Source organism: Crocosphaera sp. XPORK-15E (assembly GCF_034931425.1).
Classification (GTDB): Bacteria; Cyanobacteriota; Cyanobacteriia; order Cyanobacteriales; family Microcystaceae; genus UHCC-0190.
The window spans coordinates 1-20,588 of the sequence record NZ_JAYGHQ010000014.1 but is presented as its reverse complement, the minus strand read 5'-3'; the positions used below and the strand labels follow the sequence as shown (position 1 = coordinate 20,588).

20 protein-coding genes are annotated in these 20,588 nt (G+C 39.4%); 8 read left to right on the top strand and 12 right to left on the bottom strand.

Translation table 11 applies throughout. The annotated features are described in order from the left end of the window. Window positions 1–41: 41 nt before the first annotated feature. Window positions 42–1,868 carry a threonine--tRNA ligase gene (gene thrS, locus VB691_RS16090; protein ID WP_323292532.1) on the bottom strand — a complete coding sequence of 609 codons (1,827 nt, stop codon included), beginning with the start codon at window positions 1,866–1,868 and terminating at the stop codon, window positions 42–44. A 173-nt stretch (window positions 1,869–2,041) separates the two neighbouring features. Here thrS and VB691_RS16085 point away from each other — a divergent pair, with 173 nt between their 5' ends. Continuing rightward, window positions 2,042–2,296: a hypothetical protein gene (locus VB691_RS16085; RefSeq protein ID WP_323292531.1), complete on the top strand. Its 255-nt coding sequence runs from the start codon at window positions 2,042–2,044 to the stop codon at window positions 2,294–2,296. Between the two features lie 6 nt (window positions 2,297–2,302). On the opposite strand, the gene VB691_RS16080 is transcribed toward VB691_RS16085, so the two are convergent. Beyond that, on the bottom strand, window positions 2,303–2,719 hold the full coding sequence (locus VB691_RS16080) for a type II toxin-antitoxin system VapC family toxin (protein WP_323292530.1): 417 nt from the start codon (window positions 2,717–2,719) through the stop codon (window positions 2,303–2,305). Beyond that, a complete protein-coding gene (locus tag VB691_RS16075; protein ID WP_323292529.1) occupies window positions 2,716–2,991 on the bottom strand; it encodes a hypothetical protein in 276 nt (91 codons plus the stop codon). The genes VB691_RS16080 and VB691_RS16075 overlap by 4 nt, the downstream gene beginning before the upstream one ends. Window positions 2,992–3,137: 146 nt before the next feature. Between VB691_RS16075 and VB691_RS16070 the strand changes: the two genes are divergently transcribed. Continuing rightward, the gene (locus VB691_RS16070; RefSeq protein ID WP_323292528.1) at window positions 3,138–3,413 is read left to right on the top strand and encodes a type II toxin-antitoxin system Phd/YefM family antitoxin; all 276 of its coding nucleotides are present in this window, start codon (window positions 3,138–3,140) and stop codon (window positions 3,411–3,413) included. 125 nt (window positions 3,414–3,538) lie between these two features. Beyond that, the gene (locus VB691_RS16065) at window positions 3,539–4,051 is read left to right on the top strand and encodes a DUF1269 domain-containing protein (protein WP_323292527.1); all 513 of its coding nucleotides are present in this window, start codon (window positions 3,539–3,541) and stop codon (window positions 4,049–4,051) included. A gap of 60 nt (window positions 4,052–4,111) precedes the next feature. On the opposite strand, the gene VB691_RS16060 is transcribed toward VB691_RS16065, so the two are convergent. Further along, window positions 4,112–6,073, bottom strand: a complete 1,962-nt coding sequence (locus tag VB691_RS16060; protein WP_323292526.1) for an ABC transporter ATP-binding protein/permease — start codon at window positions 6,071–6,073, stop codon at window positions 4,112–4,114. Between the two features lie 265 nt (window positions 6,074–6,338). Further along, complete coding sequence (locus VB691_RS16055) at window positions 6,339–6,698, bottom strand: hypothetical protein (protein ID WP_323292525.1); 360 nt, start codon at window positions 6,696–6,698, stop codon at window positions 6,339–6,341. 542 nt (window positions 6,699–7,240) lie between these two features. Here VB691_RS16055 and VB691_RS16050 point away from each other — a divergent pair. Together VB691_RS16050 and VB691_RS16045 are read left to right on the top strand one after the other, a co-directional pair. After that, entirely contained in the window at window positions 7,241–7,828 is a 588-nt protein-coding gene (locus VB691_RS16050) for a hypothetical protein (RefSeq protein ID WP_323292524.1), read from the top strand. A 424-nt stretch (window positions 7,829–8,252) separates the two neighbouring features. Beyond that, entirely contained in the window at window positions 8,253–10,340 is a 2,088-nt protein-coding gene (locus tag VB691_RS16045; RefSeq protein ID WP_323292523.1) for a PP2C family serine/threonine-protein phosphatase, read from the top strand. Here VB691_RS16045 and VB691_RS16040 read toward each other — a convergent pair. The 3 genes from VB691_RS16040 to VB691_RS16030 form a co-directional block, all read right to left on the bottom strand. After that, window positions 10,337–11,209 carry a bile acid:sodium symporter family protein gene (locus VB691_RS16040; RefSeq protein ID WP_323292522.1) on the bottom strand — a complete coding sequence of 291 codons (873 nt, stop codon included), beginning with the start codon at window positions 11,207–11,209 and terminating at the stop codon, window positions 10,337–10,339. The two genes, VB691_RS16045 and VB691_RS16040, sit on opposite strands and share 4 nt — an antisense overlap. 49 nt (window positions 11,210–11,258) lie before the next feature. Beyond that, complete coding sequence (locus VB691_RS16035; protein WP_323292521.1) at window positions 11,259–12,143, bottom strand: branched-chain amino acid ABC transporter permease; 885 nt, start codon at window positions 12,141–12,143, stop codon at window positions 11,259–11,261. A 71-nt stretch (window positions 12,144–12,214) separates the two neighbouring features. Further along, window positions 12,215–12,568, bottom strand: coding sequence for a hypothetical protein (locus VB691_RS16030; RefSeq protein WP_323292520.1), 354 nt, complete (start codon window positions 12,566–12,568; stop codon window positions 12,215–12,217). A 216-nt stretch (window positions 12,569–12,784) separates the two neighbouring features. Between VB691_RS16030 and VB691_RS16025 the strand changes: the two genes are divergently transcribed. The 3 genes from VB691_RS16025 to VB691_RS16015 all read left to right on the top strand — a co-directional run bounded on the left by VB691_RS16025 (window position 12,785) and on the right by VB691_RS16015 (window position 16,035). After that, window positions 12,785–14,065, top strand: a complete 1,281-nt coding sequence (locus VB691_RS16025) for a dihydrolipoamide acetyltransferase family protein (protein WP_323292519.1) — start codon at window positions 12,785–12,787, stop codon at window positions 14,063–14,065. Window positions 14,066–14,324: 259 nt separating this feature from the next. Next, the gene (locus VB691_RS16020) at window positions 14,325–15,248 is read left to right on the top strand and encodes a class I SAM-dependent methyltransferase (protein ID WP_323292518.1); all 924 of its coding nucleotides are present in this window, start codon (window positions 14,325–14,327) and stop codon (window positions 15,246–15,248) included. Between the two features lie 142 nt (window positions 15,249–15,390). Further along, the gene (locus tag VB691_RS16015) at window positions 15,391–16,035 is read left to right on the top strand and encodes a Uma2 family endonuclease (protein ID WP_323292517.1); all 645 of its coding nucleotides are present in this window, start codon (window positions 15,391–15,393) and stop codon (window positions 16,033–16,035) included. A gap of 546 nt (window positions 16,036–16,581) precedes the next feature. Here the strand turns inward: VB691_RS16015 and VB691_RS16010 are convergent. From VB691_RS16010 to VB691_RS15995, 4 genes are all read right to left on the bottom strand, one after another. After that, window positions 16,582–17,289 carry a PEP-CTERM sorting domain-containing protein gene (locus VB691_RS16010; protein ID WP_323292516.1) on the bottom strand — a complete coding sequence of 236 codons (708 nt, stop codon included), beginning with the start codon at window positions 17,287–17,289 and terminating at the stop codon, window positions 16,582–16,584. 241 nt (window positions 17,290–17,530) lie between these two features. Continuing rightward, window positions 17,531–18,256 carry a Stp1/IreP family PP2C-type Ser/Thr phosphatase gene (locus VB691_RS16005; protein ID WP_323292515.1) on the bottom strand — a complete coding sequence of 242 codons (726 nt, stop codon included), beginning with the start codon at window positions 18,254–18,256 and terminating at the stop codon, window positions 17,531–17,533. A 42-nt stretch (window positions 18,257–18,298) separates the two neighbouring features. After that, a complete protein-coding gene (locus VB691_RS16000; protein WP_323292514.1) occupies window positions 18,299–19,984 on the bottom strand; it encodes an AarF/ABC1/UbiB kinase family protein in 1,686 nt (561 codons plus the stop codon). Between the two features lie 128 nt (window positions 19,985–20,112). After that, complete coding sequence (locus VB691_RS15995; protein ID WP_323292513.1) at window positions 20,113–20,427, bottom strand: DUF6825 family protein; 315 nt, start codon at window positions 20,425–20,427, stop codon at window positions 20,113–20,115. Window positions 20,428–20,588: the final 161 nt, after the last annotated feature.

Genomic DNA, 20,588 nt, shown 5'->3' with positions numbered 1-20,588 from the left:
ATTGTTGAAGATAGTAGGGTGGGCAATGCCCACCTAAACCCCTAAAAATTGCTATGATTAGTGATAGCATCGGTTAACTTTTCTATCACTTCATCAACAGTCATTATTCCTAATTCTCCTGATGCACGAGTCCGAATACTTAAACTATTCGACTCCACTTCTTTGGCCCCAACAACTGCCATAACAGGGATCTTTTCTTTCTCCCCATTACGAATCATTTTACCCAGTCTTTCTCCTGAAGTATCAACTTCTGCACGAATGCCTAATAAGAGCATTTTTTGCACCACTTCTTTAGCATAATCTAACTGGACATCACTCACAGGGAAAAGACGTATTTGAATGGGTGATAACCACAGAGGAAAATCCCCCGCATACTCCTCAATTAGAATACCAATTAATCGTTCTAAAGAGCCAAAAGGCGCACGGTGAATCATTACAGGCCGTTGACGAGTACCATCTTCTGCCACATATTCTAACTCAAACCGTTGGGGTAAGTTATAATCAACTTGAACGGTTCCTAATTGCCATTCCCTTTCTAAAGCATCTTGGAAAATAAAGTCAAGTTTTGGCCCATAAAATGCCGCTTCTCCTTCCGCTTCAAAATAATTCATGTCTAAAGTTTGCACAGCGCGACGGATGGCATTTTGTGACTTTTCCCAAGCTTCATCTGAGCCAATATATTTATCAGAATTAGGATCACGGAAACTCAATCTTGCTTTAAAATTCTTCAGTTGCAAACTCTTAAACACTGAAAGAATTAAATCCACAACACTGAGAAATTCATCGTCTAATTGATCAGGAGTGACAAACAAATGAGAGTCATCAACTGTAAACCCGCGAACACGAGTTAAACCTCCTAATTCTCCTGATTGTTCATAACGATAAACTGTTCCAAATTCCGCTAAACGCATCGGTAAATCACGATAAGATCGTAACTCACTCTTATAAATTTGGATGTGAAAAGGACAGTTCATCGGTTTTAGAGCAAACCCGATTTCTTTGAGTTTTTCCTCCTCATTTTCGGCCATCATAGGAAACATATCTTCCTTATAATTTTGCCAGTGACCAGAAATTTTAAACAAGTCAACTCGACCAATATGGGGAGTCACCACCTGAAGATAACCCCGTTTAAGTTGTTCTTTTTTCAAAAAATCTTCCAAAGTAGAGCGAATAATAGTCCCTTTAGGAGTCCAGAGGGGTAAACCAGGCCCCACGGGGTCAGAAAAGATAAATAACCCTAATTCCTTCCCTAACTTGCGGTGGTCACGCTTTAAGGCTTCTTCCTTGCGTCGTTTATACTCGGCCAACTGTTCGGGAGTTTCCCAAGCAGTCCCATAGATGCGTTGCAGTTGCGCTTTCGTTTCATCCCCTCGCCAGTATGCCCCCGCAACAGACTCGATGTCAAATGCTTTGGGGTTTAACTCTGCGGTGGTTTCCACATGAGGCCCCGCGCATAAATCCCACCATTGATCCCCTAAATGATAGAGGGTGATGGGGGGTTGTAAACCTTCCAGGATTTCCAGTTTATAGGGTTCTTTAAGCTCTGTAATCCGTTTTTTTGCTTCTTCAAAGGTAACTTCTTCTTTGAGGACGGGAAGTTTACGATTAATAATTTTAATCATCTCTTTTTTGATGGCCTTTAAGTCTTGTTCGGTGAAGGGTTCAGGGACATCAAAATCATAGTAAAAACCTGTTTCTGTCCAAGGGCCAATGGTCACTTGCGCTTTAGGAAACAATTTTTGTACCGCCATGGCCATCACATGGGAGGTGGTGTGACGGATACGCTTTAGTGTATCAGATTCGCTGGTGCGCGGTAGTTTGATGGGTTGTTGTTCGGATACTTCCGGTGATGCAGTCTGTTTAACCATTCACATTTACTCTATTTAACGCTTTATCTAGTTTATTGTGGATTACTATTTTAGTCCTGTATCAAGTCAAGATATAAAATTATAACTTTATAAGCTTTTAATCTACTGTGATTATTTTAAGGACTGTTTTGGGAACTCTATACATATTTATCCATGAAAACGGTATAAATATTATGTCAAAGCAAGAAATAGAAGCGTTAGAATCTAAACTTTATACAGCAAGATGTCACATAGAGGAGAAACATAAGACATTAAAAGCAAAATTAAAGACCTTAAACAAAGAACTAAAATTAGCCATAAAAAGTTATGAAAAGCTGCGCATTTTGAACAATATCGACGCGATAGAGCAAGAAATAAAAGTTGATTTAGCTGCCTTCCCTCTAAATTATCTTGTCTTTAATCAGGTTTTTTATTCTCTAAAGAAGTAACAAATATCACACTTCCATTAACCTCACCTGACAACGTTTTGCCGCTTCAATTAAGCGATTATCATTCGTCGCTAACGGTAAACCTTTACGCAAAGCTAACTCTAAATAAGCCGCATCATAAGATGCTAAACCCTGTGATCTTCCTAGTGTTAATATTTGTTGAAAAGCTTGTGATGAGGTTAAAGAATCAATCAAAATGGATAAAGACTCTAATAAATTAATCGCTTTTTCCGTTTGTTGAATGGTTATACGATTTCTTCTTTCAGCGACTAATAAAGTATTAACAACTTCTAGTGACCAAATTTCAGGAACAAAAGCGGTTGCATCTGGCATTAAGGCTAAAATAGAATTAGCGTAATCATCATCTTCATCGACTAAACACCAACTAATTGAAATTGAACAATCTAAAACAAATTCAATCAAAATCTTCTCCCATCTTCTCTCATTTCCCGAATATCACTTTTATCTATAGCAATACTTTTTCGTAACTCTCGCATTTCATTAATAGTATTTTGAATAGACTCTTTCGTTACAGGTTTACCCCAAGCATTATAATGAGTGTCAGTTTTACTCTTTTGAACTTCATTGATTAAAATAACCTTAATTTCTTCTGTCAAAGTTCGACCATGAGAAGTCGCTTGATTTTGCAATTGTTTTAACATTTCAGGTTCAAGATTATCCAGAATAATCGTCATAATGTTACTTCAATAATTATTGTGTTTATCAGTGAAAAAATGCAACCTTAGTTTACCAACTGTCTTATTCTATCACCTACAAGTGCTAAAGATTCTTTAATTATAGTGTATACTATAAATATAAGTTCTAGTAATCATCTTAAAATATGGAAATGCGTTCTTTATCCTCTAAACAAGTAAGAGAATGTTTCACAGATACCCTAAACCATGTAGCTTGTGATTTAGAACATATTGCTATTAAAAGTCCTGGCAAAGAAACAGTCTATATGATTCCTGCTAAAGACTATGAACTATTTATCAAACTTTTAGAACAAGCAGAAGATAAACTTGATCTTGAAGAAGCAGAAAAACCTATGGCAAATCCTGAACAAGAACGATTGACTTTTGAGGAATTTTTAAAGGAAATTTACAAGAATTTATGACAAATATTAATAAAATAAATGATTGGGAAAACTAATAATTTAGTATTCTGTATAACATTCTGTCACAAAATCCCCCAAAATTTGTTAAAGTAACAAAGAAAAAGCAAACAATCTACTATTAAATTATGAGTGACTTAATTGCGATCGCTTACGATGATAAATTTAAAGCAGAAGAAGTTCGTCTGACTTTAGAAAAACTACAAAAAGCACATTTAATTGAACTCGAAGATGCTGCGGTTGTCGTCAAAAACGAAAAAGGTGAAATTAAACTCAAACAGGCCATTAATTTAACTGCTGCGGGTGCAGCGAGTGGAAGTTTTTGGGGTCTTTTGATCGGAACCTTATTTTTGTCCCCCTTGGTTGGGGTTGCTGTAGGTGCTTTGAGTGGTGCTTTGAGTGGTGCTTTAAGCGATATTGGGGTCGATGATAACTTTATGCGAGAATTAGGAGAAAATCTCACCCCAGGAAGTTCTGCTTTGTTTGTTTTACTCACCAAAGTTACCCCAGATAAGGTACTCGAAGAAGTTGCACCTTTTGGGGGAAAAGTGTTAAAAACATCCTTAAGTAAAGATGATGAAACTCAATTACAAGAGGTTTTAACTAACCGAGGAATTAAACCTCAAGCCATTGATATGTAGTTTGTTAAACTGTCAAAAAATGTAGAGACATTGTATACAATGTCTCTACATAATATATACCTAATTTTGTATTCCTTTAACTTCCCATGTTCCTCCATCAAATATCTCTAATAATTGTTGATGATATAGGGTTAAAGTTGGTCGATGACCTACACTAATATAAGTAGTTCTCATGTCGGATAATTGTTGATAAAGTGCTTCCTCGTTTTTAACATCTAAGGCACTTGTCGCTTCATCTAAGATAGCATAACGGGGTTTAGTAATCAAAATTCTCGCAAAAGCAACCCGTTGTTGTTCCCCTAAAGATAGCACATTTTCCCAGTTTTCTTCAGCATCAAAACCTCCAACTTGTTCTAGTAAATTAGGTAAATTAACCGTTTTTAAAACCTTCTTTAATTCTTTCTCACTAATCTCATTTTTGGGATTAGGATAGAGTAATTGTTCCTTTAAGGTTCCTAAAATCATGTAGGGACGTTGGGGTAAAAATAGAATATCTTCAGGTTGAGGACGTAAAATTATGCCATCTCCTGAATTCCATAATCCTGCAATGGCCCGCAGTAAGGAACTTTTTCCTGTTCCACTCGCTCCCATAATCAATAAATTGCTGCTAGAACTAACACTTAAAGACAAATTTTCAATTAAGATTCTGTCAGAATTTGGAGGCTGCAAAGTAACCTTACGTAGGGAAACTTCAGGTTTATATTGAGTTGTAATAAATCTAGTTTGTGACTTTTCTTTTTTGAAAGATGCAGGATTTAACGACTCATAAAATTCTCCTAAACGGTTAATACTAGCAGCAAATTCAGTAATGTCTTGAATTCTGTTTGTGACCAAAGAAAGGGCCCCTAAAACTAAACTAAAAGCTACACTTGCTTGAGCGATCGCTCCAAAATCTAAGTCTCCTTTTAAGTATAAGGGAGCAATAATAATGTAAGGAATTAAACGGGTAAAATAGTTATACCCCAACTGAAACAAGCTAATAATTGATTGCCAAATAATTAACAAATCAAAGTTTTTAATGGCATCGATTAACTTATCAAGAACTTGCCCTTTTTCTAATTCTTCTCCTCGATAAAATGCAATTGATTCTGCATTATCTCTTACCCGTACCATACCATAACGAAAGTTTGCTTCTAACCGTAATTGGTTATAATTTATTCTCACTAAACGACTACCTACAATTAAGGCAACTGCTGTTCCAAATGCAGCATAAACTAATAAACCCCAAGTTAATTCTTTGGAGATACTATAGAGAATTACTGTAAAGGATAAGAGCGTTAAAATTGAGTCAAGAATATCGAGAATAAAATCTAATGTGACCCCCGTAAAAGCTTTAATATCTTGGGTAATTCGTTGATCGGGGTTATCTACTTCTGTATTGATAGAATTGGAATCTAATTCATAATAAGCGCGATGGTCAAAATATCGTTTTATAAAATGTTTTGTTAGCCATTCTCGCCACAATAAACCTAATTTTTGGCGCAAATAACGGTAAGAAACAATAATCGGAACAGCCGCCACTAAAACAATGCCATAAAGAATCATAAATTGCCAGAATACTGTAGCATCTTTTTCATTTAAAGAGGTATCAATAAACCGGAAAACATAACTCAGGATTACATTTAATCCATTAACAATAAATAATAGAAATAAAAGACACCCTAACAGTGACCATTGTTTCCATTTATCTATTATTTTGGCTTGTTGAGAAACAAAAATTAACCCGCTAAGTAATAAAGCTGCTAAGGCAATATAGGGAATATTTGAACTCAGCAAACCATTAACATTTTTAACCAGTCCACTCGCAACACTCCCAAAAAATTCAGGAAAAATAGTATTACCTAATAAAGTCAAGCTAACTGTTAAGAAAAAAGTAAAACTAATAACAGCAATGACTAAGATCCCTAAGAGTCCAAAAAATACCCAACTTTGTCTAAAATCAGTCGGGAAAAAATAGGGTTGGGCAGTCTCAATAAAGTGAAAGACGAGTTTACGATTAAATTCAAAACGAGGCTTGGGCATTTTGGTTAAATGATTGTTTGGTTTCTATTATAATACAAAACCATTCATAATTAACATTGGATATTATTTATGGTTTTTGGGTAATGGCAATTTAAGAAGTCAAAAGTAACAATTAGCATTACTTATATAATGTCTTTCTAGTATTTCATAATAAGCATAAGTGCCAGGAATTTTAGTGGGTAAACTTTTGAGTTAACCCACTACATTTTTATCGGGTTTAAATTAACCCTTGGTTTGTATTTGTGGGTTTGATCTGTTAAAAAGATCAACAAATTTCTGAAGACTTCCTAAATGGTACAAAATTTTGAGAAAATAACCAATCTAGGTTGTTTTTTTGTGTTATTGCCCAAATATTTAATCCAAGACAAACCGTAGACAAAGCCAGTAAAATAAAGGTAGGTGCTTGTATTACTCCCACTATCCACCAACTGGCAACATGAAGAGACAAAATGAGGGCTAAACTAATCCCTATAATAACAGAAGTTATCAGCTTAAAACGGGAAGGTTTAATCACAACAAAGATTAAGCTAAGTAGGGTAGCAAGTAAATTTGTCGGCACTAAAAAAGCACAAATGCCAACACAATTATTACGAGAAAATTCACCAAGAGAGATAATATCAAACATTAATTTAACCTGATGGGTAATCAGCAAAGCATTTACTTCTATTATATAGTAATTCTACGTAAATTGCTGTCAAAAATAAGGCAAAATTCTAAAACTGAGATCTTGCACCTAGCTTGACAACCCCGATTTGTTACCAAATAGTAACGAAGTCAACAGGGTTTGCTGTCTTTAAAAATTGGGGTTTTGTGATTTTTAAATCATGGTGCAAGATCTCAGTAAAATGAAGGGTTGACCTTGAAAATTCACAATGGTTATGATAATATTTTTTCAATACTCAATAGCTCTGGATTTGCTTAGGTCAACTCTTAGAAGCATCAACCATCATCTTTTCCTCTCCCTTGGTTAAAGATAATTGGTCTTATTTGCATCAATATTTAAAATGATCCTAATAATTTGTAGCTATTTACACCATCATAGGGGATTTGGGAAAAGTCAACTATCTTTGATGATTTATTCCTTAAAAAGATGAACAATTCTCAAAATTATATATACACTAGGGACAGGATAAATAATGGTCATCAAACTAGATTTCTGATTCCATCATGACTTATACTACTCAACAACTGATTAAAATTCTCGATCAAGAATTACGGGCCACCTGGAGAGGGGAGCGCGTTATTTTATCTTGTGAAGATCGTATCAATAATCCCGTTATTGCCAAAGCCTTGAATCAAGATAAAATGAGTCAAGTTTTTGCTTATCAAGACTTTCGCCGTCAAATTCATAAATATCAGATACAACATCGGGTTTCAGGTATTATTTGGCGTAGCTGTACCTATCAAGGGCAATCTATCCGTTATCCTGAATTACATAATCAATTAATTGCTGTTCCAGGAGACAAAGAAATATTAATGAAATCTAAAGAATCTGTCATCAATTTTTGGTGGAGAATGACCGAAGGGATGAATTTTTGGTTATCGGCCCATCGTCGTCGTCCTATTTCTGGCGATTCTATTGAAGACTTTATCACAGAAGTAGAATGGGCAGAAATAGATGCAGCTAGGACTGAATTATACTTAGGATTATGTTGGGGAAATCCTCAAGAATATCAATATCAATGGGCAAAACCAGACTCAGGTTGTCATCGTATTATTGGTGCGGTAGGTGAACCAAGTTCCATTAAAGTTTAAAATTGAGAGAGAGATTTATCCGATCAAGTATATGAAGAAAGCTATGAAATTTTAATTCGTAACCGCAAAGAAGAATCAACACCTGTTCGTATTATTGAAAGATACGGCACGTTATCATTCAACAATTGACAATTGACAATTGACAATTACCTCTACCTAAAAGGTAGAGGATTGAAAATAAGGAAAATTTTTTTAATTTCTCCCCTTAAAAGAGGAGGTTTTAAACCAAATTAACCAATTGTCAATTGTCAATTGATAAACATTGATCAGTTATTCCGGTGAACCCTAACACTCAAGACTTGATATCATATAATATGGAATAGTCTTCCTAGGACTTGTTTAACGGTTCTTTTTGGGTGGTACATTTTTCCCAACACCCAACACTCAACCCCCAACCCTTTCCCCCTAGGGAAAAATTGCTGTCATGACAGAAACTGTGGCAACCACTCAATGTTCTAAACCCGAATGTCAAGCTGCCAACTCGCTAGACAACAAATTCTGCGAGAAATGCGGAACCCCTCTGCTTAAGCGTTATTTATGGCCCTTGGGTGATTGGATAGAATCGTACCAAGTAGGTCAACTAATCGATGAACGGTATCTCCTCAAGGCCGAGAAAATTGTCCTAGACACTAAACCAGGAATTCCCCCCTCATTTAACGAAGATATTCCCGATCTACTCAGAACTTATTTAAGATTATTTCCCTATCGTCTCCATTTACCCCAAATTTATAGCTATTATTCCCTCATCAGCGAACCCGAAACCGTTGAAGAAACTCCCCCTCCCGCGATAGAGGAAACTCCCCCTCCCGTGACGGAAGAAACCTCTCCTCCAGTGACAGAGGAAACTCCTCCTCCAGTGACAGAGGAAACTCCCCCCAAGAAACCGAAAAAGAAAAAAGCGAGAAAAACCCTAAAAATACCCATTCAAGAATTTGATCCTGCTGGGGTATGTTTACTGGAATACGGGACTATTCCCCTAGATGAAAACGGAGAACCCTGTTATCCGCATTTATTACCCCAATTAACTGAAGTTTGGGCAGATTATCAAGACAACCCCTTGCGACAATTAAACTTGTTGTGGCAAATGGCCAAATTGTGGCAACCCCTAGAAGGACAGCGCATGGTGTCCAGTTTACTCGATCCCTTTCTTGTCAGGGTAAATGGGGTGAACATTCAACTGTTGGAACTCCGCAAAGACGAACATAGCTATCACAGTATTAAAGAATTAGGTCAGTTTTGGTTATCCTTGGTTGAGGAAGCATCTCCCCTGATCGCTGATTACCTAAAAACCCTTGGTCAATACCTGCAACGGGGCAAAATTCCCCATCCTGAATATCTTCTCAATTACTTTGACAATGCCTTAAGCCATTGTGGACAGTGGTACGAACTACAATATCAAATCTTTACCAAAACCGATGCCGGGCCAACACGCCATCATAACGAAGATGCTTGTTATCCAGAGTCAGGAAAACTCAAGCAACCCTCTCCAGAGTTTCCCAATTTTACCCTGGTTTGTGATGGCGTTGGTGGACAAGACGGGGGAGAAATTGCCTCTCAATTAGCTATTGATACCTTAATCCAAGAAATTCCCAAAATCCCTGTTTTCCGAGACACTTGGAATTCTCAACACTGTCTGCAACAGTTAGGAGAGGTGATCGCTTTAACTAATAACCTCATTAGTAAACGCAATGATGCAGAACACCGTCAAGATCGACAACGGATGGGAACTACCCTAGTTTTAACTTTAGCTCGTGGCCCTGAAATTTATCTAGCTCATGTGGGAGACTCCCGCATCTACCAAATTACTACCACCAGTTGTCATCAAGTTACCGTTGATGATGATTTAGCTTCTAGAGAAGTGCGTCTAGGCTATTTATTCTATCGAGATGCCATTAAATATCCAAACTCAGGGGCCCTGGTGCAAGCTTTGGGTATGAGTAATTCCACTAATTTGCATCCCAATGTGCAACGTCTCATCATTGATGAAGATTGTATCTTTTTATTGTGTTCTGATGGGTTAAGTGATTATGATCGGATCGATCAATATTGGGATAGTGAAATTGTCCCTATCCTTAAAGGAGAAAAAGATCTTTCGACAGTTGGTAAACAATTAATTGAGTTAGCTAATAATAAAAATGGCCATGACAACGTAACAATTGGCTTAGTTTATTGTCAAGTAAAATTAACTAATCTTAATCCTACTCCTCTAACCATGGCGGCGATCGAAGCATCCCTCGCCAGTTTAACGGAAGAAGAACCCACAGAAGACAGCCTAGATGATACTTCCCAGGATCTTATCCCCACGGAACCCCTTAGCCCGTCTGCGGTTGCTCAATCTCAACCCCAAAAAATTTCACCTCTGTTACTTAGTGCCTTCGGGCTATTAATTCTTATTATCGCTGCTGGTGCTTATGGCCTGGGACAACTTTTTAAACCCAATGACACCACCTCCCCTAACCCCTCCCCTTCAAACTCAGTTATCTCCCCTGTTCCGCCAACCTCTGGAAATTAATCTATAGAGATAACTTTTCGATTTCGCACCCATAGGGCAAATACTGCGCTGGTGACAAACATTAGTAAACTATATATACCTGCTGGAATCGCCATACTGGGTGTGTTTAGCAAGGTGCTGGCAATGGTGATCGCTAATGTCCCATTTTGGATACCGACTTCCACCGTGATCGCTTTAGTAATGCTATCATCTAGCTTGGCCACGGTGCCAATACCATAACCAATAAGCATCGTCACTATATTTAATGTTAATGTTACTCCCCCCACTTGTCGTAAAGAATTAAGAACATTAGCGCGTTCTTTTAACAGTAAACCAAAGATGATTAAAGCCAAGAAAAATATAGATAGCCATTTAACTGTTTTTTCCAGTTTAGTTGCTAATTGGGGTTTGTAATAGTTCAGCAACATCCCTAAAGAAACAGGAATTAGGGTGATCACCGCAATTTGCATCACGGTTTTTAAGATAGGCAACTGTAGAGCCGCTTCTCCTCCCATAAAGCTCTCCATGGCTAAGTTAACAACCATTGGAATTGTAAAGACAGTAATTAAACTACTCATAGCCGTCAACGTAATTGATACGGCCACATTGCCTCGAACTAAATATGTGATCATATTAGAAGTGGCACCCCCAGGACAAGCAACTAAAATCATTACTCCTACGGCTAATTCTGGGGTGAGGGGGAAAATTCCCGCTAACAAAAAGCCCACTATGGGCAGCAGAATTAACTGAGCAATTAGTCCAAGTATTACGGCTTTGGGTTCAACCAATACCCGTTTAAAATCATCCACTTTCAGCCCTAACCCCATGCCCATCATAATGATAAACAGGGCAAGAGGGAGAAAAACCGCAGTAAGAAAATTAGACTCCATAATCACTCCACACATAGACGACTGCTGGCTATTTTACAATAACTGTTAACTACAAAGTCCCCTTAAACAGTCCTTGAGGACGCACCAACAACAGCACAATCATGATCAGGAGGGCCACCCCTAATTTGTAATTAGACCCCAACCAAGGCACACTTAACTCTTGGGCCACTCCAATCACTAACCCCCCGGCGATCGCCCCGTAAGGGTTGCCAATGCCTCCTAAAATAACCGAAGAAAACATCGGTAAAATCAAAAACCAGCCCATATTGGGGCGCACAGTAGTAGTAATTAAGCCAAACATGACACCCCCCAAGGCCGTCAAAATTCCTGTAATTACCCAAGTCCACCGCACTACTTGTTCTACATTAATGCCTGAAACCCTTGCTAAATCAAGATTATCCGCCACGGCCCGCATCGCTTTGCCAATTTTAGTCCGTTGCAATACCAAATGTAAAATAAATATAGCCACCACAGCCAAGATAATGGCCCATATACGATCTGTTGCTAATCTTAAGCCAAAAATTTCCTGAGCCTGAACAATAGGAATATTATATCTTTGGTTATTGGCTCCCCAAATCATTAAAATACCATTGCGAAGAAACAAGGCTAAGCCAATAGAGATGATAATGAGGGTGGTTGATGTCGCTCGGCGATCGCGCATCGGTTTCCATAACAGATATTCCGAGATTAACATCGCCAAAACAGTCCCCGCGGCCCCAACCACGACAGACAGTCCTAAATTTAGCCCTTGACTATTGACTAACCAAGTTAAATAAGCACCCAGGGTCAAAAAATCCCCGTGAGCAAAGTTAGACAGTCGCAAAATGCCATAGGTTAGGGTTAACCCTACGGACGCTAAAGCGATCACACTGCCAATGGCTAACCCGTTAAATAGGTTTTGTACTGTCTCTAAAATGAGTTGTGATGTATCCATTCCCCAAATTTTCCCATATCTGTCTCAATGAACCATACACCATCTTGGGGAATGTCGGAGGAAATAACAAGCTATCGAGCCAGCAAAGTTGATTGAAACCGCAGTTTTAAGGATGTCCCTTCTCCTGGAGGGGGATAGATGCAGATTTTAGTATTTGGGGCAAATTCTGCTAAGTATTTCCTTAAAGATGGGAGAACTTTTAAAATTTCCCAATTACGTCTGTTATCAGGACAAATGATCACCAGGGTTAAAGCATTACTACAGGTGGTGAGATACCATCCACATTGAGATAATATAGCTTTGGTATAGCGATCGCAGATGTCAGAGAAATATTGAGTGACAGCTTGATCAAGCTTCCGTTGTAGGGAGTCGTCTACAGGAACTTGGGAGGGCAAGTCTTCGGGAGGAAGGTAAGAATAGCTCATAAGGAGCAATTGTCAACAATTGATTACTTTTATAACTAAAATATTTACCTTTAAGTGTCACCGCTGTCAATCCCTTATTGAATTTGAGACTTGGGGGCTTTGTTTGCAGAATCCTGTAAAATACAATGTGGCAGACAATTGATACTTTCTTGCCCCTGCTATCTTCAGCAGCAATATCAATAACGCTTTAACACTCTAATTTGGGAAGGCCGCTCCATGATTCACGACATCTTCATGCCTGCTTTAAGTTCCACCATGACCGAAGGAAAAATCGTCTCCTGGGTTAAGTCTCCAGGGGATAAAGTCGCCAAAGGGGAAACAGTGGTGGTGGTAGAATCTGATAAAGCAGATATGGACGTAGAATCCTTTTATGAAGGTTATCTCGCCATTATTTTAGTCGAAGCCGGACAAGAAGCCCCCGTGGGACAAGCGATCGCTTTAATTGCAGAAACCCAAGAAGAAATCGCTCAAGCTCAACAAAAAGCCCCCTCTAGCCCCTCAAAAACGGCAGACCCAACTCCACCCCCACCTCCAGAAACAAAGGCGGAGACGACCCCAACAGTTATCTCTAGCGCAGCCCCGGCTCCTTCCCCCAATGCTCATAATGGCCGCATTGTTGCTTCTCCCAGAGCCAAGAAATTAGCACAAGAATTAAAGGTTAACCTCAATGCCGTTGAAGGCAGTGGCCCCTATGGCAGAATTGTGGCCGAAGATATTGAACGGGCCGCAGGAAAAACCTCAACCCCTACCGCTACCTTACCTCAGCCTCCTGCACCAGTGGCAACCCCGAAACCTGCACCCGCGGCCCCTGTACCCGTAACAGCAGGGGAAACTGTACCCTTAACCACCTTCCAAAAGGCAGTGGTACAAAACATGGTAGCTACCCTACAAGTGCCGACCTTCCATGTGGGCTATACTATCACTACCGATGGCTTAGATAAGCTTTATAAACAAATTAAGCCCAAAGGCGTGACCATGACGGCACTCCTTGCTAAAGCGGTGGCTGTGACTTTACAAAAACATCCTCTCGTTAATGCTAGTTATAGCGATCAGGGCATTCAATATCCTCAATCGATCAATGTGGCGATCGCCGTTGCAATGGATGATGGGGGCTTAATTACACCCGTTTTACAAAATGCTGATCAGGTTGATATTTATTCCTTGTCCCGTACTTGGAAAGATTTAGTTGAACGGGCCCGCACTAAACAATTACAACCCCAAGAATACAATAGCGGCACTTTTACCCTTTCTAATTTAGGAATGTTTGGAGTTGATCGCTTTGATGCTATTTTACCCCCAGGACAAGGCTCAATTTTAGCGATCGGTGCCTCTCGTCCCCAAGTTGTAGCAACATCAGAAGGGTTATTTGGGGTTAAACGTCAAATGGCAGTCACTATTACCTGTGATCACCGTGTTATCTATGGGGCCCACGCCGCAGCCTTTTTACAAGATTTGGCTAAGTTAATTGAAACCAATGCTCAATCTTTGACCCTTTAATCTTAGACTGAAATCTTGCACCTAGCTTGAAAACCCCGATTTTTTACAAAATAGCAACGAAGTCATGCTTGGTTTGCTGTCTTGAAAAATCGGGGTTTTGTGATTTTTAAATGCGTTTTAGCTTAGGTGCGGCCATTGTCAAAATATTTGTTAAATTTCTTGATCTTTCCCTAAACTTGCTACCCGAAAAATGAGAAAGTAAATTGTATTAGCGATCGACACAGCCTTGCTATTTCATTATTCACGGCCGCAAAATTTTATGACAGCAACCACATTTCAATCTCAACCTAACATTGCCTCTCGCTTAGTTAATGGCATTTTATCCATCAAACCTCTCGCTAAGTTAGCGAAATATCAGGCTCGCTCAATGATGATTAACAGGGCCGAAAAAATTGGGGTTCCTTGGCGGGAAAATGTGCGTCAACTTCGTACCCACGACTGGGAAAAAGAACTCGCTAATGTCCAAAATCCTAATTTAGTCTACCCTGACTATTATCTCCGTTCTTTCCATGCTTATGATAAGGGTAATTTAAGCTGGGAATCTGCCCTAGAAGTGGAATCTGCTGCTTGTGCGGTTCATGCTAGTATTTGGCCTGGGGCCGGGGTTAATGGCGATCCTCGGTTGCGTCAGAATTATCATGAAATATTGAAGCAACAATTACCTTTTACACCTCAAGAGATTGTTGATCTAGGATGTAGTGTGGGAATGAGTACCTTTCCCTTACAACAAATTTATCCCCAAGCTCAAATTACAGGAGTAGACTTATCTCCTTATCATCTTGCGGTTGCTCAATATCGCAGTCAACAGCGCGATCTTTCTATTAAATGGTTACACGCAGAAGCAGAATCTACGGGTTTACCGGAGACATCTTTTGACCTGGTTTCTACCTTTTTGTTGTACCATGAATTGCCTCAAAAAGCAGCTAAAGCTATTTTTCAAGAAGCTTATCGCTTATTACAACCAGGGGGCTATTTTACCATGATGGATATGAACCCTCGTGCGGAAGCTTACCAGAAAATGCCTCCTTATATTCTGACTTTACTCAAGAGTACGGAACCCTATTTGGATGAATATTTTTCCTTAGATATCGAAACAGCTTTGAGGGAAACCGGGTTTGAGTCTCCTAAAATTACTCCTATTAGTCCCCGTCATCGGGCCATTGTTGCTAGGGTAAAAAAATAGATAGTCAGTAGTCAGTAAGTTGGGTTGAAGCATCAAACCCAACTCAAACTCAATCTTCAACAATTATCAATTATCAATTATCAATTGTCCATTAATAACTCAAGCTCCTTTACCATTGAAATAAGTTCATTATTTTCTAACCATGATTACCACACAAGCTAAACTGATAACTGATACTTGGATAACTATTACTTGGGAAAACTATTTACAATTATGTGATGATCCCAACTATGAAAAAGCTAAGTTTTATTATTATAATGAACAAGGAAGAATTGAAATGACACCTATAGGTAATGATCACTCAAGAGATCATGGAATTATTTGCCATGCTATCTATTTATATGCTGGTTTACGGAATATTCCTTTAAATGGTAATGATAATTGTAGTTATCGTAAAGCAGAAAGAAAAGAAGCACAACCTGATTTATCTTTTTATATTGGAGATAATGTTAATGTTATTCCTTATGGTACTTCTATTGTTGATTTAAACATTTATACTCCCCCTAATTTAGTCATTGAAGTTTCTAATACTTCTTTAGCAGATGATAAGGGAGAAAAACGTCTTTTGTATGAAGATTTAGGTGTCCAAGAATATTGGATAATTGATGTGAAAAATGTCAATATTATTGCTTTTCAAATGGAAGAAAAAGGCAGCAGACGCATTACTAAATCTCAGGTTTTACCAGATTTAGAAATGAGTATCTTAGTTGAAACTTTACAGAAAAGTAGAGAAACTAATCATTCTGAAGTTAGTCGCTGGTTACTGCAAAAATGGCAAATAAATTAATCCATAAACTCCTCCTAACTCATCTTTATTTGTATCAAGCAAATTAAGCTTTATCTATAAACTAGAGATGAAAATGGTATAATTATTGGGAAGGATAATCTAGCCAAATTAACGACCATTACAGTCTAAAGCCTGATACGATAAGAACAAAGGCTGTCTGCACAGCCTCATTAAGCGTTACGGCTCAGAGATTCTTCCTAGAGCCTCGCGCGGTACACAAAATCATTGTTTTTGTCTCTAAATCTCAAAAAAAAATTGCCAAATTTTAGCTTCAATGATCCAAAGGGGCAAGTTTTATGATATACTATCTTATAATGGGAAATAGTGGCTTTTTTGCTTTTTGAAGGTCATATTTTCATTATGAAGTATTATTTTTCATTATTGCACAAATTTTCCCAAAAGTCAAATAAATCTAAGTCTCAGTTATACTCCCCCTAATTGAGTGATTGAAGAAAAATGTCAATATCGGGCTATTATTGCTAGGGTAAGAAAATAGATAGTAAGTAAGTTGGGTTGAAGAATGAAACCCAACTCAAACCTTATCAATTATTGTCGTTGTTTTTCTTTCAAATCTTTCTCGCTGTGACCTAAACGACGTTTTAAACCAGAAGTGCTACCTAAAATACCTAAAGCCAAGAAACCTAATATAGATGAAGGCTCAGGAACTACCACTTCTTGAATATCTTGCTCATCAACAAAAACGGAAAAACCGAGACTTTCGGATCTTTGCAAGTTAGTATTAGTATTAAAAGTAATGCTCGAAAAATTTCCCGTTAGTTGAATAGCAAAACCATCATGATTACTATTGGAATGACTTCCATTGGTAGTTATGATGTTACCAGACGCAATACTAACAGAATTTAAGGGATTTTGATCTAAAATGGTGATGAGAATATTATCACTAAAATCAAAAGTTTCCACAATGCCGTCGGCAAAGTTGAACAACAAAATGGGGTTAGTTAAAGTTGCACCACCAAAATCAACCGTAACAAAACCAGATTGACCCGTCACCCAATCGATAGCGGCACCCTCCTGAACAATACCAGGACTGTTAATTCCTGGCACATCGTTGGTTCCTAAGTCAGTTCTCCAGTTAGCAAGAAAATTACCGGCAATGCCTCCGTTGGTTGTACCATTAGTAGAAGTCAAGGTGACACCGTAGATGCCAAAAGTTCCAGTAGCCATACCATCGGGAGTGTTATCTAAGTCCCAATCAACACTTATTAAAGCTGCCTCAGCCTTATTTGTTGCCATTGTTAATAAGGTGGTTAGACTGAGCAGTGCCAATCCCCTCTTAACCGCAAGAATCATAGGGTTTTCTCCTGTCATGAAATTCGCTCCTTAAACAGATGTTAGGCTGTTGACTTTGTGGAAAGGTTTTTCCGACAATCTTAACCCAGTTTTTTGTTTTTGCCTGTGGCACATCACCATCTGCCTAAACGCACAACTTTAAGATGCCCTGAGATCCCCCATGAAAATCGGCTATCACAAGTCCTTAATCTTGAGCCACAATCACCACAGTAATATTATCAGAACCGCCGCCATCCTTAGCCGCTTCAATTAAGTTTGTGGCAATTTCCTCGCAAGATTCACCCTGCTCAAAAATCTCTTGAATAGCTTCATCCGCAACTTCTTCCGTTAACCCATCACTACACAATAATAATTGATCTCCTGGCTGTACATCTAACTCGGCAATTTCCACCTTATTAGTATCCTTACGACCTAAACATTGGAATAAAACGTGCCGCCAGGGGTGAGTTTTTGACTGTTCTGGCTCAATATCTCCCACTTTTAGGGCCCTTGCCACCCAAGTATGATCTTCCGTAATTTGCTCTAAATTACCACCCCGGAGACGATAGAGACGAGAGTCTCCCACATGGCCCCGTAAAGGTTGCTCTCCTCGGAACAAAACCACCACCGCAGTCGTTCCCATCTCCCGTCTTTCAGGATGTTCTTGTTGGTCTTCTAAAATACCCTGATTAGCCTTTAAAATCGCTTCTTCCAGAATCTGATCAGAGGAAGATTCAGATTCCCAGTAACTATCAAGGTGGGTTTTAATCTGTTGTGTGGCAATTAGACTAGCTTCTTGTCCCCCGGCATGGCCACCCATCCCATCAGCTACAATGAAAAAACGCCCATCAGGGTCGATATAAAAATTATCCTGATTGACCGATCTCAACAGTCCTGGATCAGTAAGACCCTTGAAACGACGATTTATCATTGGTGACTTGGTTAGTAAAGATTAACAATGGTAATGCTGCTTTTAGAACATCCGATCTAAGCGATTGATGCGACGAAGCAGTCGAATTAATGCCCATGCCGGAGCTAACCCTATTATAATAGCGGCGACAGCAACTTTAACATAAGCATTCACAAACAAAATAGTAGCACAAACCCCTAAAGCACTGATAAAAAGGGCATAATTTGTTGCCATTTGCATCATTCCTAGGCGGCGTAACAAGCGATCGGACTCCACTGAGCGCACCCGTAAGCGAATGTCTCCCCGATCTAACTTTTCAATGGTATCCTCAATCCGTCGCGGTAATCCCAAAGCGGTATTACTCACTTGAGTCGCTTGACGGGTAATTTCATCAATAATACTGTTGGCCGTGTTTCCATCCATATCCGCAATTAAGTTCATAGCAAAGGGTTGGGCGACTTCCATAAAGCTAAAATCCGGATCTAACCCTTTACCAACTCCTTCTAAAGTTGAAAAGGCCCGCATCACAAAGGTAAAGGTGGCCGGAAAGCGAAAGGGTTGATCGTAAGCAATTTCGTACAAATCATCACTAATTTGGGACACAGACTGTTCTTCAAAGGGTTTATCCATGAAGTTATCCAGCATAAATTGAACGGAACGACGCACGGGCCCCATGTCATCCGTTTGACTCAAAGCACCAAGAGCAACGAGAGATGTTACCACGCGATCGCCGTCTTTTTGGGCAATGCCAAAGAGAGTATCCATGAGCTTTTCTCTCACATTAGTCTCAATGCGCCCCATCATACCGAAATCGTAGAAAATTAAGGCCCCATCCGTATCAACGGCAATATTACCAGGGTGGGGGTCAGCATGGAAAAAGCCATCATTGAGCAGTTGACACAAATAAGCTTTGGCTCCTAATTTCGCCAATAACTTGCGATCTAACCCTGCTGCTTCTAATCCTTCATAATGACTGATTTTGATGCCTGGAAGATACTCTAGAGTGAGGACACGGGGGGAAGTATAACGCCAATACACCCTGGGAACTTTGACCCAATTTTCTCCCCGAAAATTGCGGCGAAAGGTATCAGCATTTTGCCCTTCATTAAGATAATCAGTTTCTAGCCAGAGAATGCGACAACATTCTTCATAAATGCCGAGCCAGTCCCTTCCTTTGCCCCAACGGGGATGATTTTGGAAATAGTAAGCAATTTTTTTGAGAATTGCTAAGTCAATGGTAAATAATTGTTTCAGTCCAGGACGTTGTACCTTAACAACGACTTCTTCCCCGCTATGGAGTTTGGCTTTATGAACTTGTCCTAAACTTGCTGCTGCAATGGGAACGGGGTCAAAACTTCGATACAGTTTGGCGAGGGGTTTACCGAAATCTTTTTCAATAATGGCGGTTACTTGCTCGTAAGTAAAGGCGGGAACCTCGTCTTGAAGTTTGGAGAGTTCATAGACATATTCAACAGGGAATAAGTCGGCACGGGTTGAGAATAATTGCCCGGCTTTAATAAAAGTGGGCCCCAGGTTGAGCAAGTTTTGTCTGATCCAAAGAGCTTGTTTTTCTCGCCGTACTGCTAATTTTTGTTCTGTATAGCCCCCTCGATAACTCCATTTCTTGCCATTAAGCCAAAATTGAGATAACAGGGTGAGAACGAACCGCCAAATATCGAGACGACGGCGGGTAATGGAGTAGTTTTCTTGATTCCAACGGTATTTTTGAGCCGTTTCTAACGGGGTCATACTTCTGGAGACAGAAGCACTGCTCTTTACTGGGAGAGAGGAGTTGGCGTTTGAAGACAGGGCAGACACTCGGTTTCTTAGGTTGATTCTAATTTGGGTTTTTCAGGGATGAGAGGCAAGAAAATCGGTTAAACCTGTTGACTACGATAATTCTTGAGTTCGGCTTTGAGACGGGCAATTTCTGCCCGTAAATCATCAATAGTCTCTTGGAGATCCACGGGGGAACCATCTCCGGTGGTGGTGGAACTTGTACTGTCTTGAGACACATCTCTTTCGGCCCGAGACTGCACTTCTTCGATAAACTGCCGCAACTGTTCCCGTTGCTCAGCATCAAATTTCCCCAGTTCACTGAGGGCGTTGGTTAAGGACTCTTCGACTTTCTCACTGAGAACTTCAGCGAAAGCTCGACCTAAAAAGAAGGCATGAAGAACAGGATTACTCATTTAGCAAACTTTGTTAACGCTTTTGTAACAAATTATATCTTGCTTCTTGAAAGTGTGGGAAGTTTGGGAGATCAGGGCGCAGCGATCGCAGTATGAAAGTGTTGGGGTGACATACTCCCGACACCGACCGAGTACGGTACGGTGCGGGCTTCTTAAAGCCC